The organism is Ralstonia edaphi (assembly GCF_958350185.1).
Taxonomy (GTDB): domain Bacteria; phylum Pseudomonadota; class Gammaproteobacteria; order Burkholderiales; family Burkholderiaceae; genus Ralstonia; species Ralstonia edaphi.
Genome location: NZ_CATWHI010000001.1, coordinates 975,597 through 991,113, shown reverse-complemented (window position 1 = coordinate 991,113; position 15,517 = coordinate 975,597). Strand labels below are relative to the sequence as shown.

Annotated in this window: 13 protein-coding genes; 8 read left to right on the top strand and 5 right to left on the bottom strand. The window is 58.7% G+C overall.

What is annotated here, in order from left to right; all coding sequences use genetic code 11:
- The first annotated feature begins 193 nt into the window (after nucleotides 1-193).
- The gene (locus R2669_RS04515) at nucleotides 194-937 is read left to right on the top strand and encodes a response regulator transcription factor (RefSeq protein ID WP_316898855.1); all 744 of its coding nucleotides are present in this window, start codon (nucleotides 194-196) and stop codon (nucleotides 935-937) included.
- A 113-nt stretch (nucleotides 938-1,050) separates the two neighbouring features.
- Here R2669_RS04515 and R2669_RS04510 read toward each other — a convergent pair whose 3' ends face one another.
- On the bottom strand, nucleotides 1,051-1,902 hold the full coding sequence (locus R2669_RS04510) for a DUF2242 domain-containing protein (RefSeq protein ID WP_316898853.1): 852 nt from the start codon (nucleotides 1,900-1,902) through the stop codon (nucleotides 1,051-1,053).
- A gap of 593 nt (nucleotides 1,903-2,495) precedes the next feature.
- Nucleotides 2,496-3,548 (bottom strand): YopJ family type III secretion system effector XopJ, encoded by a 1,053-nt coding sequence (gene xopJ / locus R2669_RS04505; RefSeq protein WP_147219047.1) that lies wholly within the window; start codon nucleotides 3,546-3,548, stop codon nucleotides 2,496-2,498.
- A 268-nt stretch (nucleotides 3,549-3,816) separates the two neighbouring features.
- On the opposite strand from xopJ, the gene R2669_RS04500 reads away from it, so the two are divergent.
- On the top strand, nucleotides 3,817-4,644 hold the full coding sequence (locus tag R2669_RS04500; RefSeq protein WP_316890954.1) for a YopT-type cysteine protease domain-containing protein: 828 nt from the start codon (nucleotides 3,817-3,819) through the stop codon (nucleotides 4,642-4,644).
- Between the two features lie 271 nt (nucleotides 4,645-4,915).
- On the opposite strand, the gene R2669_RS04495 is transcribed toward R2669_RS04500, so the two are convergent.
- The 3 genes from R2669_RS04495 to R2669_RS04485 all read right to left on the bottom strand — a co-directional run bounded on the left by R2669_RS04495 (nucleotide 4,916) and on the right by R2669_RS04485 (nucleotide 7,280).
- Entirely contained in the window at nucleotides 4,916-6,178 is a 1,263-nt protein-coding gene (locus R2669_RS04495; RefSeq protein ID WP_316898851.1) for a surface-adhesin E family protein, read from the bottom strand.
- A gap of 181 nt (nucleotides 6,179-6,359) precedes the next feature.
- Nucleotides 6,360-6,770, bottom strand: coding sequence for a hypothetical protein (locus R2669_RS04490; RefSeq protein ID WP_316898849.1), 411 nt, complete (start codon nucleotides 6,768-6,770; stop codon nucleotides 6,360-6,362).
- Nucleotides 6,771-6,797: 27 nt separating this feature from the next.
- The gene (locus R2669_RS04485) at nucleotides 6,798-7,280 is read right to left on the bottom strand and encodes a YcxB family protein (protein ID WP_316898847.1); all 483 of its coding nucleotides are present in this window, start codon (nucleotides 7,278-7,280) and stop codon (nucleotides 6,798-6,800) included.
- A gap of 331 nt (nucleotides 7,281-7,611) precedes the next feature.
- Between R2669_RS04485 and R2669_RS04480 the strand changes: the two genes are divergently transcribed.
- The 6 genes from R2669_RS04480 to R2669_RS04455 all read left to right on the top strand — a co-directional run bounded on the left by R2669_RS04480 (nucleotide 7,612) and on the right by R2669_RS04455 (nucleotide 15,473).
- Nucleotides 7,612-8,586, top strand: a complete 975-nt coding sequence (locus R2669_RS04480; RefSeq protein WP_316898846.1) for a restriction endonuclease — start codon at nucleotides 7,612-7,614, stop codon at nucleotides 8,584-8,586.
- Between the two features lie 194 nt (nucleotides 8,587-8,780).
- A complete protein-coding gene (locus R2669_RS04475) occupies nucleotides 8,781-10,232 on the top strand; it encodes a P-loop ATPase, Sll1717 family (protein WP_316898845.1) in 1,452 nt (483 codons plus the stop codon).
- Nucleotides 10,233-10,643: 411 nt separating this feature from the next.
- Nucleotides 10,644-10,928, top strand: coding sequence for a hypothetical protein (locus R2669_RS04470; RefSeq protein ID WP_147219033.1), 285 nt, complete (start codon nucleotides 10,644-10,646; stop codon nucleotides 10,926-10,928).
- Nucleotides 10,929-12,115: 1,187 nt separating this feature from the next.
- Entirely contained in the window at nucleotides 12,116-13,669 is a 1,554-nt protein-coding gene (locus tag R2669_RS04465) for a methyl-accepting chemotaxis protein (RefSeq protein ID WP_316898844.1), read from the top strand.
- A gap of 26 nt (nucleotides 13,670-13,695) precedes the next feature.
- Complete coding sequence (locus R2669_RS04460; protein ID WP_316898842.1) at nucleotides 13,696-14,214, top strand: GAF domain-containing protein; 519 nt, start codon at nucleotides 13,696-13,698, stop codon at nucleotides 14,212-14,214.
- An 8-nt stretch (nucleotides 14,215-14,222) separates the two neighbouring features.
- Entirely contained in the window at nucleotides 14,223-15,473 is a 1,251-nt protein-coding gene (locus tag R2669_RS04455) for an EAL and HDOD domain-containing protein (protein WP_316898840.1), read from the top strand.
- Nucleotides 15,474-15,517: the final 44 nt, after the last annotated feature.

Genomic DNA, 15,517 nt, shown 5'->3' with positions numbered 1-15,517 from the left:
TGGTCGTGATTCGCGCCTAAATATTTCAAATAGATGTCAATTTGATGACAAATGCATCGATTCGCAGAGTAATTGCTGCCACACCGGAATATCACTCTTGGGAGGGATGTGTGAAGGAATTGTGAAAGTTATGCTGGATAAAAGAAAACAAGCGCGGCCGCATTGATTGGCACCGCATGAGTCGGGAGATGTCATGAAATTCGCCATCCTTACCAGCAATCCCCGCAACTTTGCGTTCGTGACGGCTTGTCTCTCAGCGCAGGACGTGACGTGCGAGCGATTCGACGATGCATTGGCATTGCTGCGTGCGCGGCGCAGTGAGGTCTTCGATTTACTGATGATCGATGCACAGCTATTCAGTACGGCCGGCAAACTCGTGCTGTCCTGGCGCGAGTGCAACGCCGATATGTGCTGGCCAACGCTGGTGTTCGGCAATTTTGTCGAACGCGCCGAAATGCGGGCCGTTTTTGACAGCGCTGTCGACGACTTCATCACCGGCCACTTCACCGCCGAGGAGTTGAAGGCGCGTGTACGCCGCGTCCTGCGCAGCGCCGAGCACGGGAGTCAGAAAACCGAGTCCGCCACGCGTGCGGTGGTCGGGCCGTACCGTTTGTGCCGGCTTACCCGGACGGTGACTTTGCGCGGCACGCCCATCCGTTTGACCGCCCGCGAATTTGCCACGGCCTGGCTGTTGTTCTCGTCTTCCGGGGCGTTTCTGTCACGTCAGCAGATCGCTTCGGCCGTGTGGGGAACGGACGCCAGCGTTGCAGAGCGTTCCATCGAACAGCATGTCTACAAGCTGCGCAAGAAGCTGTGCTTCGGAAAGGCCACGGGGGTCGAGCTTAAGACGGTCTACGCGCGCGGCTATCAGCTGGTGGTACATCAGGAAGAGAGGCAGGCGACGAATATTGCGTCTGCAATGCAACTGGCAGCCTGAAGGGGAGTGCCTGCCTGATGCCGCCACGCGCGCTACAGCAGCGTCGTTGGCGGCTACCGCCACGAGGAATGCAGTTTCCTCGATGAACGCGTTTTATTCAGAGGCGGTTGCGCTCAGTTCGCGCCGCCGGTTGTCGCACCAGCGGGTGCGGATGCAGGTGCCGGACTGGGCGTGGGTGCCGGCGGTGTCGTGGCTGCAGGCGCCGATGCCGGTGCAGCCTCAGCAGGCGCCTTCGGTGCCGGCGCAGCAGCCGGAGCCGCAGGAGCCGAAGCCGGCGCCGCCACCGGCACAGGCGGCGCGGCAGGCGTAGGCACCACCGGCGTCGTCATCTTCATCGGCTCGCCTTGCGGCGTGGGCGCGGGCTCGGGCAGCGGGGCCACGTGTTCCTTCTCTGCCGCCTTGGCTACCTTGTGGTCCTTGCGCGCCGGGTCGACCTTCAGGAAGTGGTCGACCAGGTTGAAGTAACGCTCGTAGAACACGCCAGCCGGAATCGTCTCGCTTGCCACCTTCACCATCGAATCGTCACCCGAACCGATGGGCAGCGACACCGAGCCCAGGATGCTCAACCCCACGCTTGCCGATGTGCTCGTCTTCTTGAGCGTGTAGCGGTCTTGCACCGCGTTCACATAGGCCGTGCTGGAGGTGCCGTCTGCATTGGCCTCTGCGCACACCACGTGGAACGAGATCACCACGTGCGAATCGTTGCTCGGCTGGAAATTCTTGCTGCCGTCGATGGTGTCTGGGCGCGGCGAACTCGCCACATAGCCCTGGCTCAGCAGCGCGCGGCGCGCCGCCTCGCACGTCGCGTCAGATTTGGCGTGGAAGGTGCGCGCATACGGGCTTGCCGCCGCATCGAACTGCTCCTGCTGATAGAGCGGCGTGGGCGCAGAGCTGCACGCAGCCAGAGCGGCAGCGATGCTGGCAGCAGCACACAAAACGGACAACGGACGGAAGCGGTAGGGCATGGCGTTGGGTAAAAGGGCTCGGCCGGATGGTGTAGCGGCCCGGTGGCGCCACTGCAGGTGCGGCGCAAGTTTCATGCGCGGCAGGCGGTGGCGTGGGCGGGTGGCCGGGCGTCATTATAAGTTTGTCCGGTGACACGTCACCCTGCGCGTGCGCCCTTTCTGCGGGCGCCAACACGGCGCTTCCGGCCCCGCAAAGCCAAGACCAACAGACGGTTCGAGCCCAACGTTCAAGAAACCTCAGCAGTTAACACATTGCATTGACGCGTTTCGGCGGGCCGTGTCTTATCGCACTCAGTGCGCGATACCCCACTTTGGTAGGGGTGCTTCAACGACGACACCCACCAGTTTGGCGACTCCGGCGTGATGGCCGGCGACTGGAATACGTACGGCCGCATCTACGTCAACGGCGCGGCGCGTGGGCTCATCTACAGCAATTGATGTGGGGACGGCTGATCGATCAACGATCCGTCGATCAGTCATTGCGTCACCCGAAAGCTGGCCCCCCGGCTTTCGGGTTTTTTTATTGGCAGCCGAAGCGCGTACTCCAGAAGATTCTCGGCAGGCAGCGAGCGCTGCTCCGGCGCGATCCAACATCACAAGTCTTCAATCGCCTTCCGGATCTTTCGCATGCGCGACGCCTCGATCGACATGCTGTAGGACCGTTCCCCCCGGGTCACGCGGAAGTTTTGAACGCGCTCCTGAAGCGTCTCGCGGGGGCCAGAACGGCTGGTGCTTACATTGTTATTCTGAAGATGGGGTTGGTGCTTAACAAAGTCATCTATGGTTCCGCGCGACTGCGCATGCTTATAGAAGATTGGCGGGAGTATTTTCGTTCCCTCAATGTATTCCATGCCACCGATGATCTCGGATTCGTGACCTTCAAAACACCTTCCGGTTTCATTCAATCTTTCATGAAGGGCATTAAATAAGTCGTCTTTTTGGTACGCGTTAAGCAGAAAGTTTAATGAAAACAGTGTGCATCCGATCTTGGATTTTTGCGCCTCAACATCGATGACGGCCATTTTGCAGTTGCTGAAATGCGTTTCAATATTTTTCTGCAACGACTGAAGGCCAAGAATAAAGTTATATTCTTTCTTATCTTTATCCCAGGTGTGGGAGAGTGCTGACTCCAGGAGTAGTACGGTCTTTCCCCCATCAGGGTGCGTTCTGATATCCGCTGCGATCCTATGCCGGTTCTGGGTGGTCAGTCGGAACAATGCACGCCATGCCGGTTCCCTCGACGTGTAGAGCCTCTCAAGGAAGACTTGCGCCCAAGCAAAGCATTGAAGATTCAGATCGGGGTGTCTTGCGTTGTAAGTCGCCGCTAGCGTTTCGATGTTCTCGCCGTCGAGCGTTGATATTTCTGGATTGACGCCATCTGTACCTGCAGCTCTCAACACTGCGTCGGCATATGCGGCCAATTGAGGATGGGTATGCTGGACAGCTGAATTTTTGACAGCGTCTTCCAGTGCTCGCGCTTTGCGCCGGGCGCGCCTGGGCAAGTTTTCGAGATGATATGAGGACGGACTGCGGGCAGGGGATGAGTCTGTGCTTTGGGCCGTGGAAGTTCCTGCGGCCGGCTGCCGCCCGCCTCCATACTGATAATCGCCCCCGCCTGTTCGAGGTTTTGAAACGCACAATCCCATGGGAACTCCTTTCACCGAAATAACCCATGATATGAACGCAACCCTCTCTGGGGGCAGTGCAAAGACGAAACCGTTGTTCCAGAAAAGAAAGCAAAAACGGGCGCGCTTGCCGGCCAGTCGCTTGTTAGGCGCCGCAACAACGTGACAACGCTTCAGACGGCGCTACCAATGCGTTAATTCGTATCTGGATTTGCAGCTTCGCATCTGGCGGGGCGACAGGCTGTCGCGCGGCGAAAATGCGCTGTTTGACGTACGCCACATCAAACCAATGAAAATTCAGTCCACGGCCAACGGCATTTCAATGCCGTCGCTGGATTCGCCGCAGCGCCAGGCGCCATCGAACATGCCGTCAGAGCCGTCAGCTCGAACCGCACACGCCCCGAACGTGCAGCGCGGGGCGCTACCCAAGGCACCATTTCGCGACAGCAGGACTGTTCACCACGTGAGCAGCCCAGGACTTCGCTTGCGGGCGAAGCTTCCGGTAGGCGGTGCTTGCGCTTCTGCCCCATCGGACAGGAGCCAGCGCGCAAGGCATGCCCCGTTTGAACAAGCGTCTGCGCTTGCTCAAGTCGGGGACGTGAGAGCCGCTTGCGTTGTATTTTCGGCCGCTTGGCTTCATTCGATTGCGAATGAGTCGCTGACAAGCCACGGAAGAATGGAGCATTTCAGTCAGGTTCAAACGCTTGAGGGTATTAGCGCTCAACAACAAGGCTACCGTCAGCATGAATTGGCGATTCGCGGCCAAGGCCGGCCGTACAGCGAATGGTTTGCGCCTGCGTTCCAGCACTACGGCGTGCGGCTTGGAGCTGATGTCGTCGTCGATGTAATCAGCCACGAAGAACAGGCAATGCAGACGTTGGCAAACATGTTCGCCCAAGCCAACGCATCGCACGTGTTCGTCATCATGCGAACCAACGGCGATAACCATGCGATCGCCACACATCAATCGGGCAACCATGTTCACGTTTTCGATCCAAACCATGGTGAGTACCGTCTTCGCCACTCCGAACTGAAGGATGGCTTGCGCAGCATCATCCAGGCGTACTCCAGCAGATTCCCGGTTCCAGAGTTACGGGTTTTGCAGGCATACCCCTGAATTCGAAGCGCGGTTGACACGGTGCTATGGAAGCGCGTGGGGACGGCTGATCGATCAACGATCCGTCGATCAGTCATTGCGTCACCCGAAAGCTGGCCCCCGGCTTTCGGGTTTTTTTATGCGTCTGTGCAGGGGGCTGTTCCGTAGCGGCGGCCCATTTGGAGTTCCGAGCTACGAGTACAACGGCGAATAGGGCCAACAGGCGGCGGTGGGGCCGGTTGGCTGCGGGGCGACACAACCTTTGTCAGGCGGCTGAGTGTGAAACACACATTCACCGCTCAACAGACAAACTCTGGATGCTGTAGTCAGTGACCGAGAATTCCTTGGACACCGTCCGCATCGTCAAAAAGTAGCCCAGCTCCTCAACGTAGTAGCCCTCGCTTGCACCTTGAGAGGAGTGATTGCACTTAAGCGCCCATGCGCGGCCTGCCAACGCAGGGTGGATGGCGTTTGCCGCCAAGGGCTCGCCGATGGTGCAGGTCGTCTTGAATTTGAGGGGCGCGCCGGTTCCGCTGCTTTCCGAGGAAAAAACAATCTCGGTATTGGGCCGCCATGCGGGGGCATCTAGCGTCAAAGCAGTTGTGATGAATGTGCTTGTTGCTCCCGGGGCGCCGATGGTCAATTTAGAACTGAGTTCGACCAAGCCTGCCATTTCGTGATCCATCGTGACGTTCTGCCGATAGATCGAATGGATGTGCGTCCGCCCGTCCTTCTTGGGTTGAATTAGGTGAACGACTGGCGGGTTGGTGTTGGACGCTTTTGCGCCTTTTCCTATCATTGTCAGTTTTGCCCCTCTTGCAACATTGGGTACCGGCAGGACCGCCTGTAGCTTTTGGACCTCCGCAAGAACCTCGGGTGGAATGGCGCTGGCTGCTTCAACGGGGGCGGTGCTCAAAGGTGTTTTCGGCCGGATCGTATTGCCGCCAATTCCAGAGAACGTTTCTGCATTCAGCGGCTTGCCGCAGGCAATTGTCTTGATGGCACGCGCGTAGTCGTCTGCCGCGTCGAGGGGCTCATCCGCGCTTGTGTTCTCCGGCATCGCGTCCGTGACGGCTTCATCTGGGGTGAAGTCATACCCAAACAAGATCCGGTACTTTTCTGCGCTGCAGTTCACTTGAACATGCTGGCGCTTGGAGTCGTATGGGGCGTGATAAGCAGGATCGACGTCGATTTCTGGATAGTCGTGGCGCGTCCAGAACGAAGTCATCGCTCCTGATCGTTTGATGCTTGCGACATCAACTTGGATCAGGTCATTGGACGCAGTGCGTGCCACGTTAACCAGCCGCTCTTGCGGCAAGTCCAGGTGGCAGGCCCAGTCCAGAAGAGGGCGCTCGAATCCTGTGTCCGCCACCGGCTTGAAACGCGAAGGCGCGTAGCGATCAAACGACTCGTCTCCATATGAGCGAGTCGTGTACTGCCCGCGTACCGTGACATCACTCCACGGCCGTCGCATCTGTCGGCTAGCACAATCAAACTCCACCGGTCCCAACGTTTCTAACGAATAGGTCTTTTGCGGTGATTGCCAGCGATCCATGAGGTAGACGCGGTCCCCAATCCGATGCGCGGATTCGACTAGATATGACGACGTTGGTACGGCGGCGATGGGTTCCCAAGAGGTGGCTTGTGCATGAAGGCAAGCAAAGGCGCAAAGGAGAAAAGCAACGGGGTTTCGGACTCGGAATCTTTGGTACATGCGCATATCAGGTGTGTTACAGCTAGTACGTCAGCCAGTTCTCGTTGCCGTTGAACAAATAAGAACGTTGCTCAGATGCCAGCCCTACACCCTCCAAGCGAGGCCACCGGAAGCAAAAGTTGCTCATATAAAAAGGCAGCACGAAATACCGCCTTTCCTCCAGATCGAACACCGCAGTCCTGCGCTCGATGCGCTTTTCCATCCAGCTCATTGCCAGCAAGCGTGAGTCTGTCGTGCAGGCAAAGTCGCAACCCCACGCATAACCGGGGGCGGGTACACCATTAATCTGGATCGAGTGATACGAGTCGCCGTGTGGCGGTTCGCCTTCGTAGCGCAGGTGGATGTGATGACGGCCATTAGGCGTGATCAGTTCGATGTCGTCCATCCCCGCCCAGAGGGATGAACCATCAGCGGGCAATTGATATGTGGTCACGTCCGCTCGTTCCGGCAAGTCTCGCGCTCACCCCAAAAACCGAGGCACCAAATGCCCCCGAAACTCCGCATACGCCTCTGCACCGGAGAAGCTCCGCTTCGGAATCATGCTGAGGTTGTAATCAGACCGGTACAGCAGCACCAAGGCATCGTTCTCTTTGGCCTTCACGAGGTCGGCCCAGCGCAGATTCTCGTTGTAGCTCTCTGAGCGGATGTAGACGCACTGGTCGTCCCACGACACCTGATGTTCGGTGTGCAGATTCTTTTGCTGGCGATACAAATGCCGGGCGCGATTTGGAACGACCAGATAGAGGATCGCCACATGCGCCAAGCCGAGGCCCGCAGCGCCACCGGCCAGTGCGGCCGCATAGGTGTTTTCTGTCGTGAGATAGCCGACCAGCCCCAGCACAAACGCACCGAATACCCACGCGGCTTTCTTGCGGCTCGTCGTGTAGTGCAGCCGGTACGCGGCAACCATGTCTTGTTCTGTGGTTTGGAAGCGGATAGCCATAACGATGCGCGGAAGAGGTGCCGCATCGTACCCGAGAGTATTTGCGGGAGTAAGTGCCAACCGCCGCGTAGCCAAAGGCCGTCGCTCGCGCCACCCATATGCGCAATTTTTAATTCAGATTTCTATCAAATATAAATCTGGCGCCGGGCTTCGATATTTATCAACCACCACCCAAAAAAACCACCCAAAACCCCACCAACGGGGGCAGCGCAATCCCAACGCATCGCCTATGCTGTTTCCCAATTAAAAACCGGCGCCCTGATTTGAATCGGATTATCAGAGAAAGCGCCTAGTCCTAAATATCTAAAAAGCATTAGGCCGGGGGCGGTAAATGGGGCGGAGGAGAAAACAAGCATCCACCAGCGACATGCTGTTGGCGCTGCCATGGTGGATGCTGGCCATTGGCTCGGCGGCCAGTTACCTGATTTTTCACAACATCCTCCCGACGGCGTTTGGCGCCAACCCGCTGTTGAGCGCCGTCGGCATGCTGGCGCGCGGGCTGGCCTGGATGCCCGCGCTGCTGCTCGGCTTCTTTGCCGTGCTGTCGTACCTGCGGGAGCGCAGCCGGCAGGCCGATGCGCGGCTCGGGCCCCCGCGCACTGAACCCACCGGGCGAGCCCGCCCGCCGAAGGCACCGCCCCAGCCCGCCCGCAATGCAGCGGGCAGCAACACACCCAACCCGGCTGACTCGCCTAACCCCACGCGCAACACCACCACACCCACGCCAGCCCCCACGCCGGCAGAACCCGCCACGCCCCAGAGCTGGACGCTGGAGGCCATCCAGTCGCTTGAGTGGAAGCGGTTCGAGCTGCTGTGCGTGCAGTACTACGAGCAGATGGGGTTTGCCGTGAAGACCGTGCCGCACGGCCCAGACGGCGGCATTGACGCCACGCTGTACAAGGCCGGCCTGGATGCGCCCGTGGCGGTGGTCCAGTGCAAGGCGTGGTCCAAGCCCGTGAAGGTGGAGCAGGTGCGGGCGCTGGGCGGCTCCATGCTGGCGCACAAGGTCAGGCGGGGCGTGTTCTGGTCTTTGTCCGGTTATGTCGGCAACCCGGTGCAGGAGTTTTCAGAGCTGGCCGGTATCCAGCTATTGGACGGCCCGGCGGTGCTTGAACGCATCTGCGCGCTGGCCGAAGACAAGCAGGCCGCGCTGCTGGCGAAGGTGTTTGAGGGGGATTACCGGACGCCTTCGTGCCCGGCTTGCGGGGTGAAGCTGGTGGCGCGGAATGGGAGGAGTGGGGCGTTTTGGGGGTGCAGCAATTACTGGAAGGGTTGTCGGTATACGTTGCAGATGGGGCAGCGGTGACAAGGAGCGCCATCCTGGGGAGAGATTGTGCTGTGCAGTGGGAAAAACGCCATCACGATACAAGTTGGTGCCCCTTCCAAGAAGAGGCCCACAACTGGCACTATGTGTCGACGATTGCAAATCAACCGTACGTTCTGCATTCCGATCGCTATCCAGCGAGGGGTACACAGACGTCGAGCCAATGTGAGGAGCCTGTGACTACGATAGATCTGTCAGACGATTCGCTTTTCGGGAATGAGGCGTCAGAGGATGAGGCGGACGATATTTTTCATAGCTACGCTGTAGAGCGTCCAGAGGTGCAATCGTTCCTGGATGAAAAAAAGCAAATATCCATTATCCGAGCCTATAAGGGTGAGGGGAAATCGGGTGTGCTTCGCCTTATAGCGGAGCGTCTGTCAAAGAGGCCACTGCCCCCGTTGGTTATTAATACAACAGCGTCTTCAGTTTCACCCGAATTTGATTCAGCGGATTCCGATCGATGGGTCCGGGGATGGAAGGCTAGCTTGCTTCGCCTTGCGGCAAATGAGATTGGTGCAAATATTTCGTTTGCTTTCAAGGATGACGCAATATCATTGGTGGAACAAGCGGAAAATAATGGATTTAGGCAGCGATCATTTGTATCGTCTATCGTGGATCGACTTAAAACATCGGCGATCCCGATTGAGCGAACAAAGCCCCTTTTGGTAAATCCAGAGGCCGTACTAAAAAGGTGGAGTGAGGCCGGAAGCGAGGTGTGGTTTGTAATTGATGATCTTGATCAGAATTTTGAAAATGAGAAAATCCACAAGGTAAAGATTGCTAGCTTCTTTGTTGCCATCAGGCAGATATGTAATTTAATACCTGAATTTAGATTTAGGTTGGCGATACGACCAAATGTCTGGGCAACGATAAAGAGAGATTTCGAGGCTTTGTCTCATGTGGAACAGTATATTTCTGATCTGAACTGGTCTCTTGATGACTACTATGGTTTGCTATCAAGGCGAGTCGAAGGCTACCTAAAGCGAACCGGGGCTTGGGATGCTGTTGAGAAAAAGCTGGACCGAAATCAGTTTCAAAGGAATAGGCAACTTATCGCCTTGGTCTTTGACGATCCGATGCCATGGGGGCGAGATGCCACTCGTCCGCCGACAACAATCTTATATACCCTTTCGCGCCATCGCCCGAGGTGGGTTGTTGAGCTTGGAAAGGTATCGGCAAAATCTGCTAATGCTGCGAGAAGGTCAAAAATAAATTTTGAGGACATTGACGATCAGCTTGAGGAATTTGGCAGGAAGAGAATTGATGACACCATTGCGGAATTTAAATCGCAATGTCCCCAGCTGGAGGATCTTATTACGGCGTTTGTAGGCCAGCCGGAGAGATTTACAACAGACAAATTGCTTTCAACTATAAATAACAGAGTTCTTCAGGCGGTTAGTCCGCAGATTTCCGGTGTCCTTGGAAAGCCATCCGCTCGTGAAGTTGCGCGGTTTCTTTTCCAGATTGGTTTCCTTACGGCGAGAAAGGAGAGGCCGGATGGGGGGTACGATCACGTGATGTTCGCGGAGAATCCCGCGCTGCTAGGAGCTAAAACTAACGTCGATCAGGGGCATTCTTGGGAAATTCACCCCGTATTTCGACAAATTTTGAAGCTAAAGAACGTTTGATGTGATTTAGTCATGGGGGCGGCTGCGCGGCGAAGTACCTAGTGCACCGTTTCCCTCTTGTTCGCCTATCTGCTTGCCGCTAGACTCCTCCCCGCTGCGGCAACAACCGCAGCCGAGACTGCAATCTCGATCGATCCGTCCGGAAGAAACATCAAGTTTCTACCGCTGCTGTCGTTCGCCCCTACGGGCGGGCCTCGGCAGGGAGGGCTTCGGCCCTGCCGTCTTGATGGATCGTCGGTATTGCAGACCTTGTCGTGTGCCCGCCCACCCTCCCAGGTGGGTGGCTCCTCACTCAACCAGAGGCAAGACAATGGATCAACCGACCCAAGCCGTACCCATCCCACGCGGGCATCGCCCCGCAAATTGCTGCTCCACCTGCATCGCGCAACGTCCTCCGTCCGGAGGTGCCCGATGAACGTCGATGACAACCTCCTGTATGCGCAGGGCGCCTTGGCCGCGAAGGAATATCTGCACAAAACGCGGATGAACATGAAGGTGCACCGGCTGTTCGAGCCCCATACGTTGCGCTTTCATTACGAGTTCCACGTCAAGAACAAGGCCCTCGAATACCAGGCCGGGTTTATGGACGCCATTGGGGCGTTCATGCTGACCGCGTTGGATGGCGTGGGAGTCGACCTGTTCCGGTGGGAAGTGCTGCAGGTGCTGGACCGCGCAAACCGCAACAACAATAAATAAAACAGCAGTACAAGCGAACCCGCGACGGGCGGGGGCGCTAGCATCGGGCGCAACGCCCAACCCGCAACCCTCATGTGCCGACCTCAGCAGGCGGAACATGACCCTCAAAGGCCCGACCGCCACGGTCTGAGGCCCACACGCCGAGCGCCACCACCCAAGCGCCGCTCTCAGACATTCAAAATTTCGAGCTCAAACACTCGCGTGCCGAGGTCTGAGGGTCGGCTGCCGAGCTAAAACTGTCGAACGCCAGCCTCAGAGGGTGGAGCGCCACTGTCAGAGGTCCGATGAGTCGGTGCTTTGAGAGTCGAGCGCCAGGCTCGGAGGGTGAAGCGTCAGTGTTTGAGAGTGAAGCGCCAGTGTTTGAGGGTCGAGCTTCAGTGTTTGAGGGTGGAGCTTCAGTGTTTGAGGGTCGAGCTTCAGTGTTTGAGGGTGAAGCGCCAGTGTTTGAGGGTGAAGCTTCAGTGTTTGAGGGTGGAGCTTCAGTGTTTGAGGGTGAAGCGCCAGTGTTTGAGGGTGAAGCTTCAGTGTTTGAGGGTGAAGTTTCAGTGTTTGAGGGTGAAGTTTCAGTGTTTGAGGGTGAAGCGTCAGTGTTTGAGGGTGAAGCTTCAGTATCTGAGGGTGGAACGTCAGCCTCAGAGGGCCGAGCGTCAAGCTTTACGCCCGAAGCGTCGATACGAGGGATCGCTCACATTGGCGGGCACCGCGCCCGGGAAACCCGCATGGGGCCTTGTCTCCGGAAAAACACACGTGTACGGGCCCTGTAAGCATTGCGTAATGTTATATGGCGCGCAATGTATTTTTCGCCTCCAAAAAGCGGTCCGTATATCGCTCCGCCGGCTGATGAAGCGAATTTCATCGAGTCGATGAAAACGGTTCATGCCGGCCATGTACCTCAAATGGAGTAGTTCGGTCTCTGGGTCCTGCGCTCGCTTGCGTTCACATTGAAGCGGGGTTTTCTACCTGCGCCCCACCGCAGTGGGGTGCAGGAACGAAGCGCGCGGCCGTGCTGCGGGCCGGTAAGTTGTTATATAGCGCAACAAAGCCGCGCGCGAGGCGCGGTCCACCGCGCGTTCTGCAAAGATCAACTATTTCGGACTAGACAAAGTTGCCCCGACAAGCGTGGCAGAGCCTCTTTACGCTCCAGCAAAACAAAGCTTCATGAAGAAGCACTTTGAGCGGGGGGCTCTATGACGGTAAAGGCGAAACTGATTGGCGCATTCGGGGCGCTGGCATTTCTGGTGGCGGTTGTGGCTGCCATCAGTTGTTATCAATTGAACGCGCTCGGAAACCAGTTCCGGGATTTTGAGCGCGGCATCTATCTGCGGACCAAGCTTGCGGACTCGATTCGGTCTGCGGTGAACCAGCGCGCGATTGCCGCGCGCAACGCCGTGCTGAGTTCGGACGAAGCGGCCCGCGCAAGAGAACTGCAGGCAGTCGAAAAGGCGCATGCCGACGTGGAGCAGCAGTTGGCAAAGCTGGAGGCGGAAGCGCAGAACGGCCCGAACGTGACAGACACGGCCCGCAAGATGATCGCTGCCATTCGTACCGTTGAAACCAAGTACGGGCCCGTCGTGGTGGAGATCGTGCGTCTCGCGCGGGCAGGTCAGCACGACGCAGCGGTGCAGATGATCAACCGCGATTGCATACCGCTTCTGGCGGCGCTGCGTACGGCCGTCCGGGAATTTGAAGACTACGCAAACGGACGCGCCGCAAAGTCCGTGGAAAGCGCGCAAGCCTATGCCGCCTCGGGTGTCTGGGTGGGCGTGGGTGCGGGGCTGTTTGGCTTTGCCCTTGCCAGCATCCTGGGCTGGGCCATTGCTCGCAGCCTGCTGCGTTCGCTCGGTGCTGAACCGGTCGCGCTGGCGGAGTCCGCAACACGCATCGCCAGCGGTGACTTCCGCCCGCATGCCAGTTTTGACGTGGCGCATCCCGGCAGTGTGCTGTCGTCCATGAAGACGATCTGCGATGGGCTGGGCACCCTCATCGGCCAGGTCGGTGAAGCTGCGCACTCGGTTTCCGCAGGCTCCACGCAAATTGCCAGCGGCAACGTTGATCTCTCCAGCCGGACGGAGGAACAAGCCTCTGCGCTGGAAGAGATGGCATCGAGCATGGAAGAGCTGACCACGACCGTGCAACAGAACGCGGCCCATGCACAGCAGGCGGCAGCGCTGGCAACGAACGCGTCCAGCATCGCTCAACAGGGCAGCACCGACGTGGGCGATGTCGTTAGCGTCATCAACAAGATCAGCGATGGCTCTGCACGCATTGGCGAGATCACGGGCCTCATCGAGGGCATTGCCTTCCAGACCAACATCCTGGCCTTGAACGCTGCGGTGGAAGCGGCACGCGCGGGCGAGCAGGGCCGCGGGTTTGCCGTGGTGGCCAGCGAGGTGCGCGCCCTGGCGCAGCGCTCTTCCACGGCCGCAAAGGAGATCAAGGAACTGATCGAAACGTCACGCGCGCACGTCAAGGAAGGCGCCATCGTTGCCGACCGTGCGGGCAAGACGATGGAATCGGTCACGACCTCCGTGGCCAGCGTGACGACGCTCATTGAAGAGATTGCGGCGGCCTGTGCCGAGCAAAGCCAGGGCATCGCGCAGGTCCACATTGCCGTGTCAGAGATGGATGAAATGACACAGCGCAATGCCGCGCTGGTTGAGGAGGCTGCGGCCGCGTCCCAAGCGCTTGAGGAACAGGGCAAGGCGCTCGCGCACTCGGTGCAGAGCTTCCAGGTCGCATAAGAAGACGGCCCCCCAAGGAGACACGAATGAGCGACTACCCAGTAGGCGCACGCGAAAGTGAGCGCGTAGAGGCAGTGTTGGCGTGCGGCATTCTCGACACCGCCGACGACCCGAAGTTCGACCGGCTCACGCGGCTGGCCTGCCATGCGTTGGGCGTGCCCATGGCGCTGGTTTCGATTGTTGATGATCGGCGCCAGTGGTTTAAGTCCCGCCATGGGTTGGACACACGCGAGACCCCCCGCAAATGGGCGTTCTGCAACTACGCCATCCTGGGGGCGGAGCCGTTCATCGTGGAAGATGCCGCTGCCGACCCGACGTTTGCAGACAACCCCTTGGTGACGGGGCACCCGTTCATCCGCTTCTATGCGGGCGCACCGCTCGTTGATCGAGCCGGTTACGCGCTGGGCACGTTGTGCGTGCTCGATGTGGTGCCCAGGCAGATCGATGCCGCGCAGATTGCCGTGCTGCAAGACCTGGCCCACTTCTGCTCGCACATCATCACGTCGCAGGCGGACGCGAGCGTGTCGGCCGCTGCGCTGCTGTGAGCGGATCGATGGAAGCGCAAGCGGAAAGCGATGGCGGCCACGCGCTGATCGGGCGACAAGCGATTGTCGATCGAGCCGGCGCGTTGGTCGCCTACGAGCTGCTGTTTCGGGGGACCACCCGCTGTACGCGGGCGGAGTTCTCCGACGGCACCCTGGCGACAAGCAATGTCATCCTGAACACGGTCAGCGAGTTTGGCGTCGACCGTGTCTTGGGCGATCTGGGCGGGTACGTCAACATCGGCCAGCACGCCATCAACCTCGCGCTGCTGGAGATCCTGCCGCCCCAGCGGTTCACGCTCGAACTGCTGGAGACCGTGCAGTTTGATGAGGCGACGATTGCCGAATGCAGGGCGTTGCAAAAGCACGGCTATCGGCTTGCCCTGGATGATGTGACCGACATCACCTCTGTGCCGCGCGAAATGCTGGACCTGGTTGACGTTGTGAAGGTGGACGTCAGTGCGGCAACGCCTGCGGCCATTGACGAGATTCTGGCCGCCGCGCGGCGTCACCAGTTCAAGGTGCTTGCCGAGAAGGTGGAGACCGCGGCGCAACATCTGTTGCTGCGCGACTTGGGATTCGACCTGTTCCAGGGCTATTTCTTTGCGCGGCCAGAAGTGCTGGCGCAGCGGCGGTTGCCGGAGTCTACGAACAGCCTGTTCACGCTGCTTCAGCTTCTGACGAAAGACCCATCGGTTGCGCAGCTTGAGAGCCTGGTGAAGAAAAGCCCGCTCCTGCTGACGCGGCTGATGAAGCTCGCGCAGTCCGCCGCGCATGGAGACTGCGGCTGCAGCGCCATCACGATCCGCGACGCCATCATGCGGGTCGGCACGAAAACGCTGGGCCGTTGGGCAGAGCTGCTGCTGTTCGTGGGCGGGGCAGGGACGGATCTGGCAACCAACCCGCTCTTCCGGATGGTGGCGGTCCGGGCCCGCTTTATGGAGCTTCTGGCAAAGGCTGTGGCCGTGGGCAACTACGCGCTGGCAGACGCCGCATACCAAACCGGTGTGTATTCATTGCTGCATGTGCTGACAGGGCAGGCGCAACAGGAATTCATGGCCCAGAGTTCGGCCCCCGAAGCGATACGCAAAGCGATTGCAACCCGTGACGGCATGCTCGGGCAGTTTCTTGGCGTGGCCGAGGCGCTTGATCTCGACTGCGGCCCGCCGCCGCCGTTGGTTCAGCTCGGGCTATCCGGGCATACGGTCATGGCACTGCATTGCCAGGCGACGCTGGGTGTCGCCCTGGATGTTCGGGCCTGATACCCCGGTGGAACCCGTGAACTCTTGAACCCGTGAACCGTTCG

Excerpts from the sequence above, each read along its gene's own strand:
- xopJ (WP_147219047.1), bottom strand. The coding sequence starts at position 3,548 with ATGGGATTGTGCGTTTCAAAACCTCGAACAGGCGGGGGCGATTATCAG.
- R2669_RS04485 (WP_316898847.1), bottom strand. The coding sequence starts at position 7,280 with ATGGCTATCCGCTTCCAAACCACAGAACAAGACATGGTTGCCGCGTAC.
- R2669_RS04515 (WP_316898855.1), top strand. The coding sequence starts at position 194 with ATGAAATTCGCCATCCTTACCAGCAATCCCCGCAACTTTGCGTTCGTG.
- R2669_RS04460 (WP_316898842.1), top strand. The coding sequence starts at position 13,696 with ATGAGCGACTACCCAGTAGGCGCACGCGAAAGTGAGCGCGTAGAGGCA.
- R2669_RS04500 (WP_316890954.1), top strand. The coding sequence starts at position 3,817 with ATGAAAATTCAGTCCACGGCCAACGGCATTTCAATGCCGTCGCTGGAT.
- R2669_RS04465 (WP_316898844.1), top strand. The coding sequence starts at position 12,116 with ATGACGGTAAAGGCGAAACTGATTGGCGCATTCGGGGCGCTGGCATTT.
- R2669_RS04495 (WP_316898851.1), bottom strand. The coding sequence starts at position 6,178 with ATGGATCGCTGGCAATCACCGCAAAAGACCTATTCGTTAGAAACGTTG.
- R2669_RS04510 (WP_316898853.1), bottom strand. The coding sequence starts at position 1,902 with ATGCCCTACCGCTTCCGTCCGTTGTCCGTTTTGTGTGCTGCTGCCAGC.
- R2669_RS04480 (WP_316898846.1), top strand. The coding sequence starts at position 7,612 with ATGGGGCGGAGGAGAAAACAAGCATCCACCAGCGACATGCTGTTGGCG.
- R2669_RS04455 (WP_316898840.1), top strand. The coding sequence starts at position 14,223 with ATGGAAGCGCAAGCGGAAAGCGATGGCGGCCACGCGCTGATCGGGCGA.
- R2669_RS04470 (WP_147219033.1), top strand. The coding sequence starts at position 10,644 with ATGAACGTCGATGACAACCTCCTGTATGCGCAGGGCGCCTTGGCCGCG.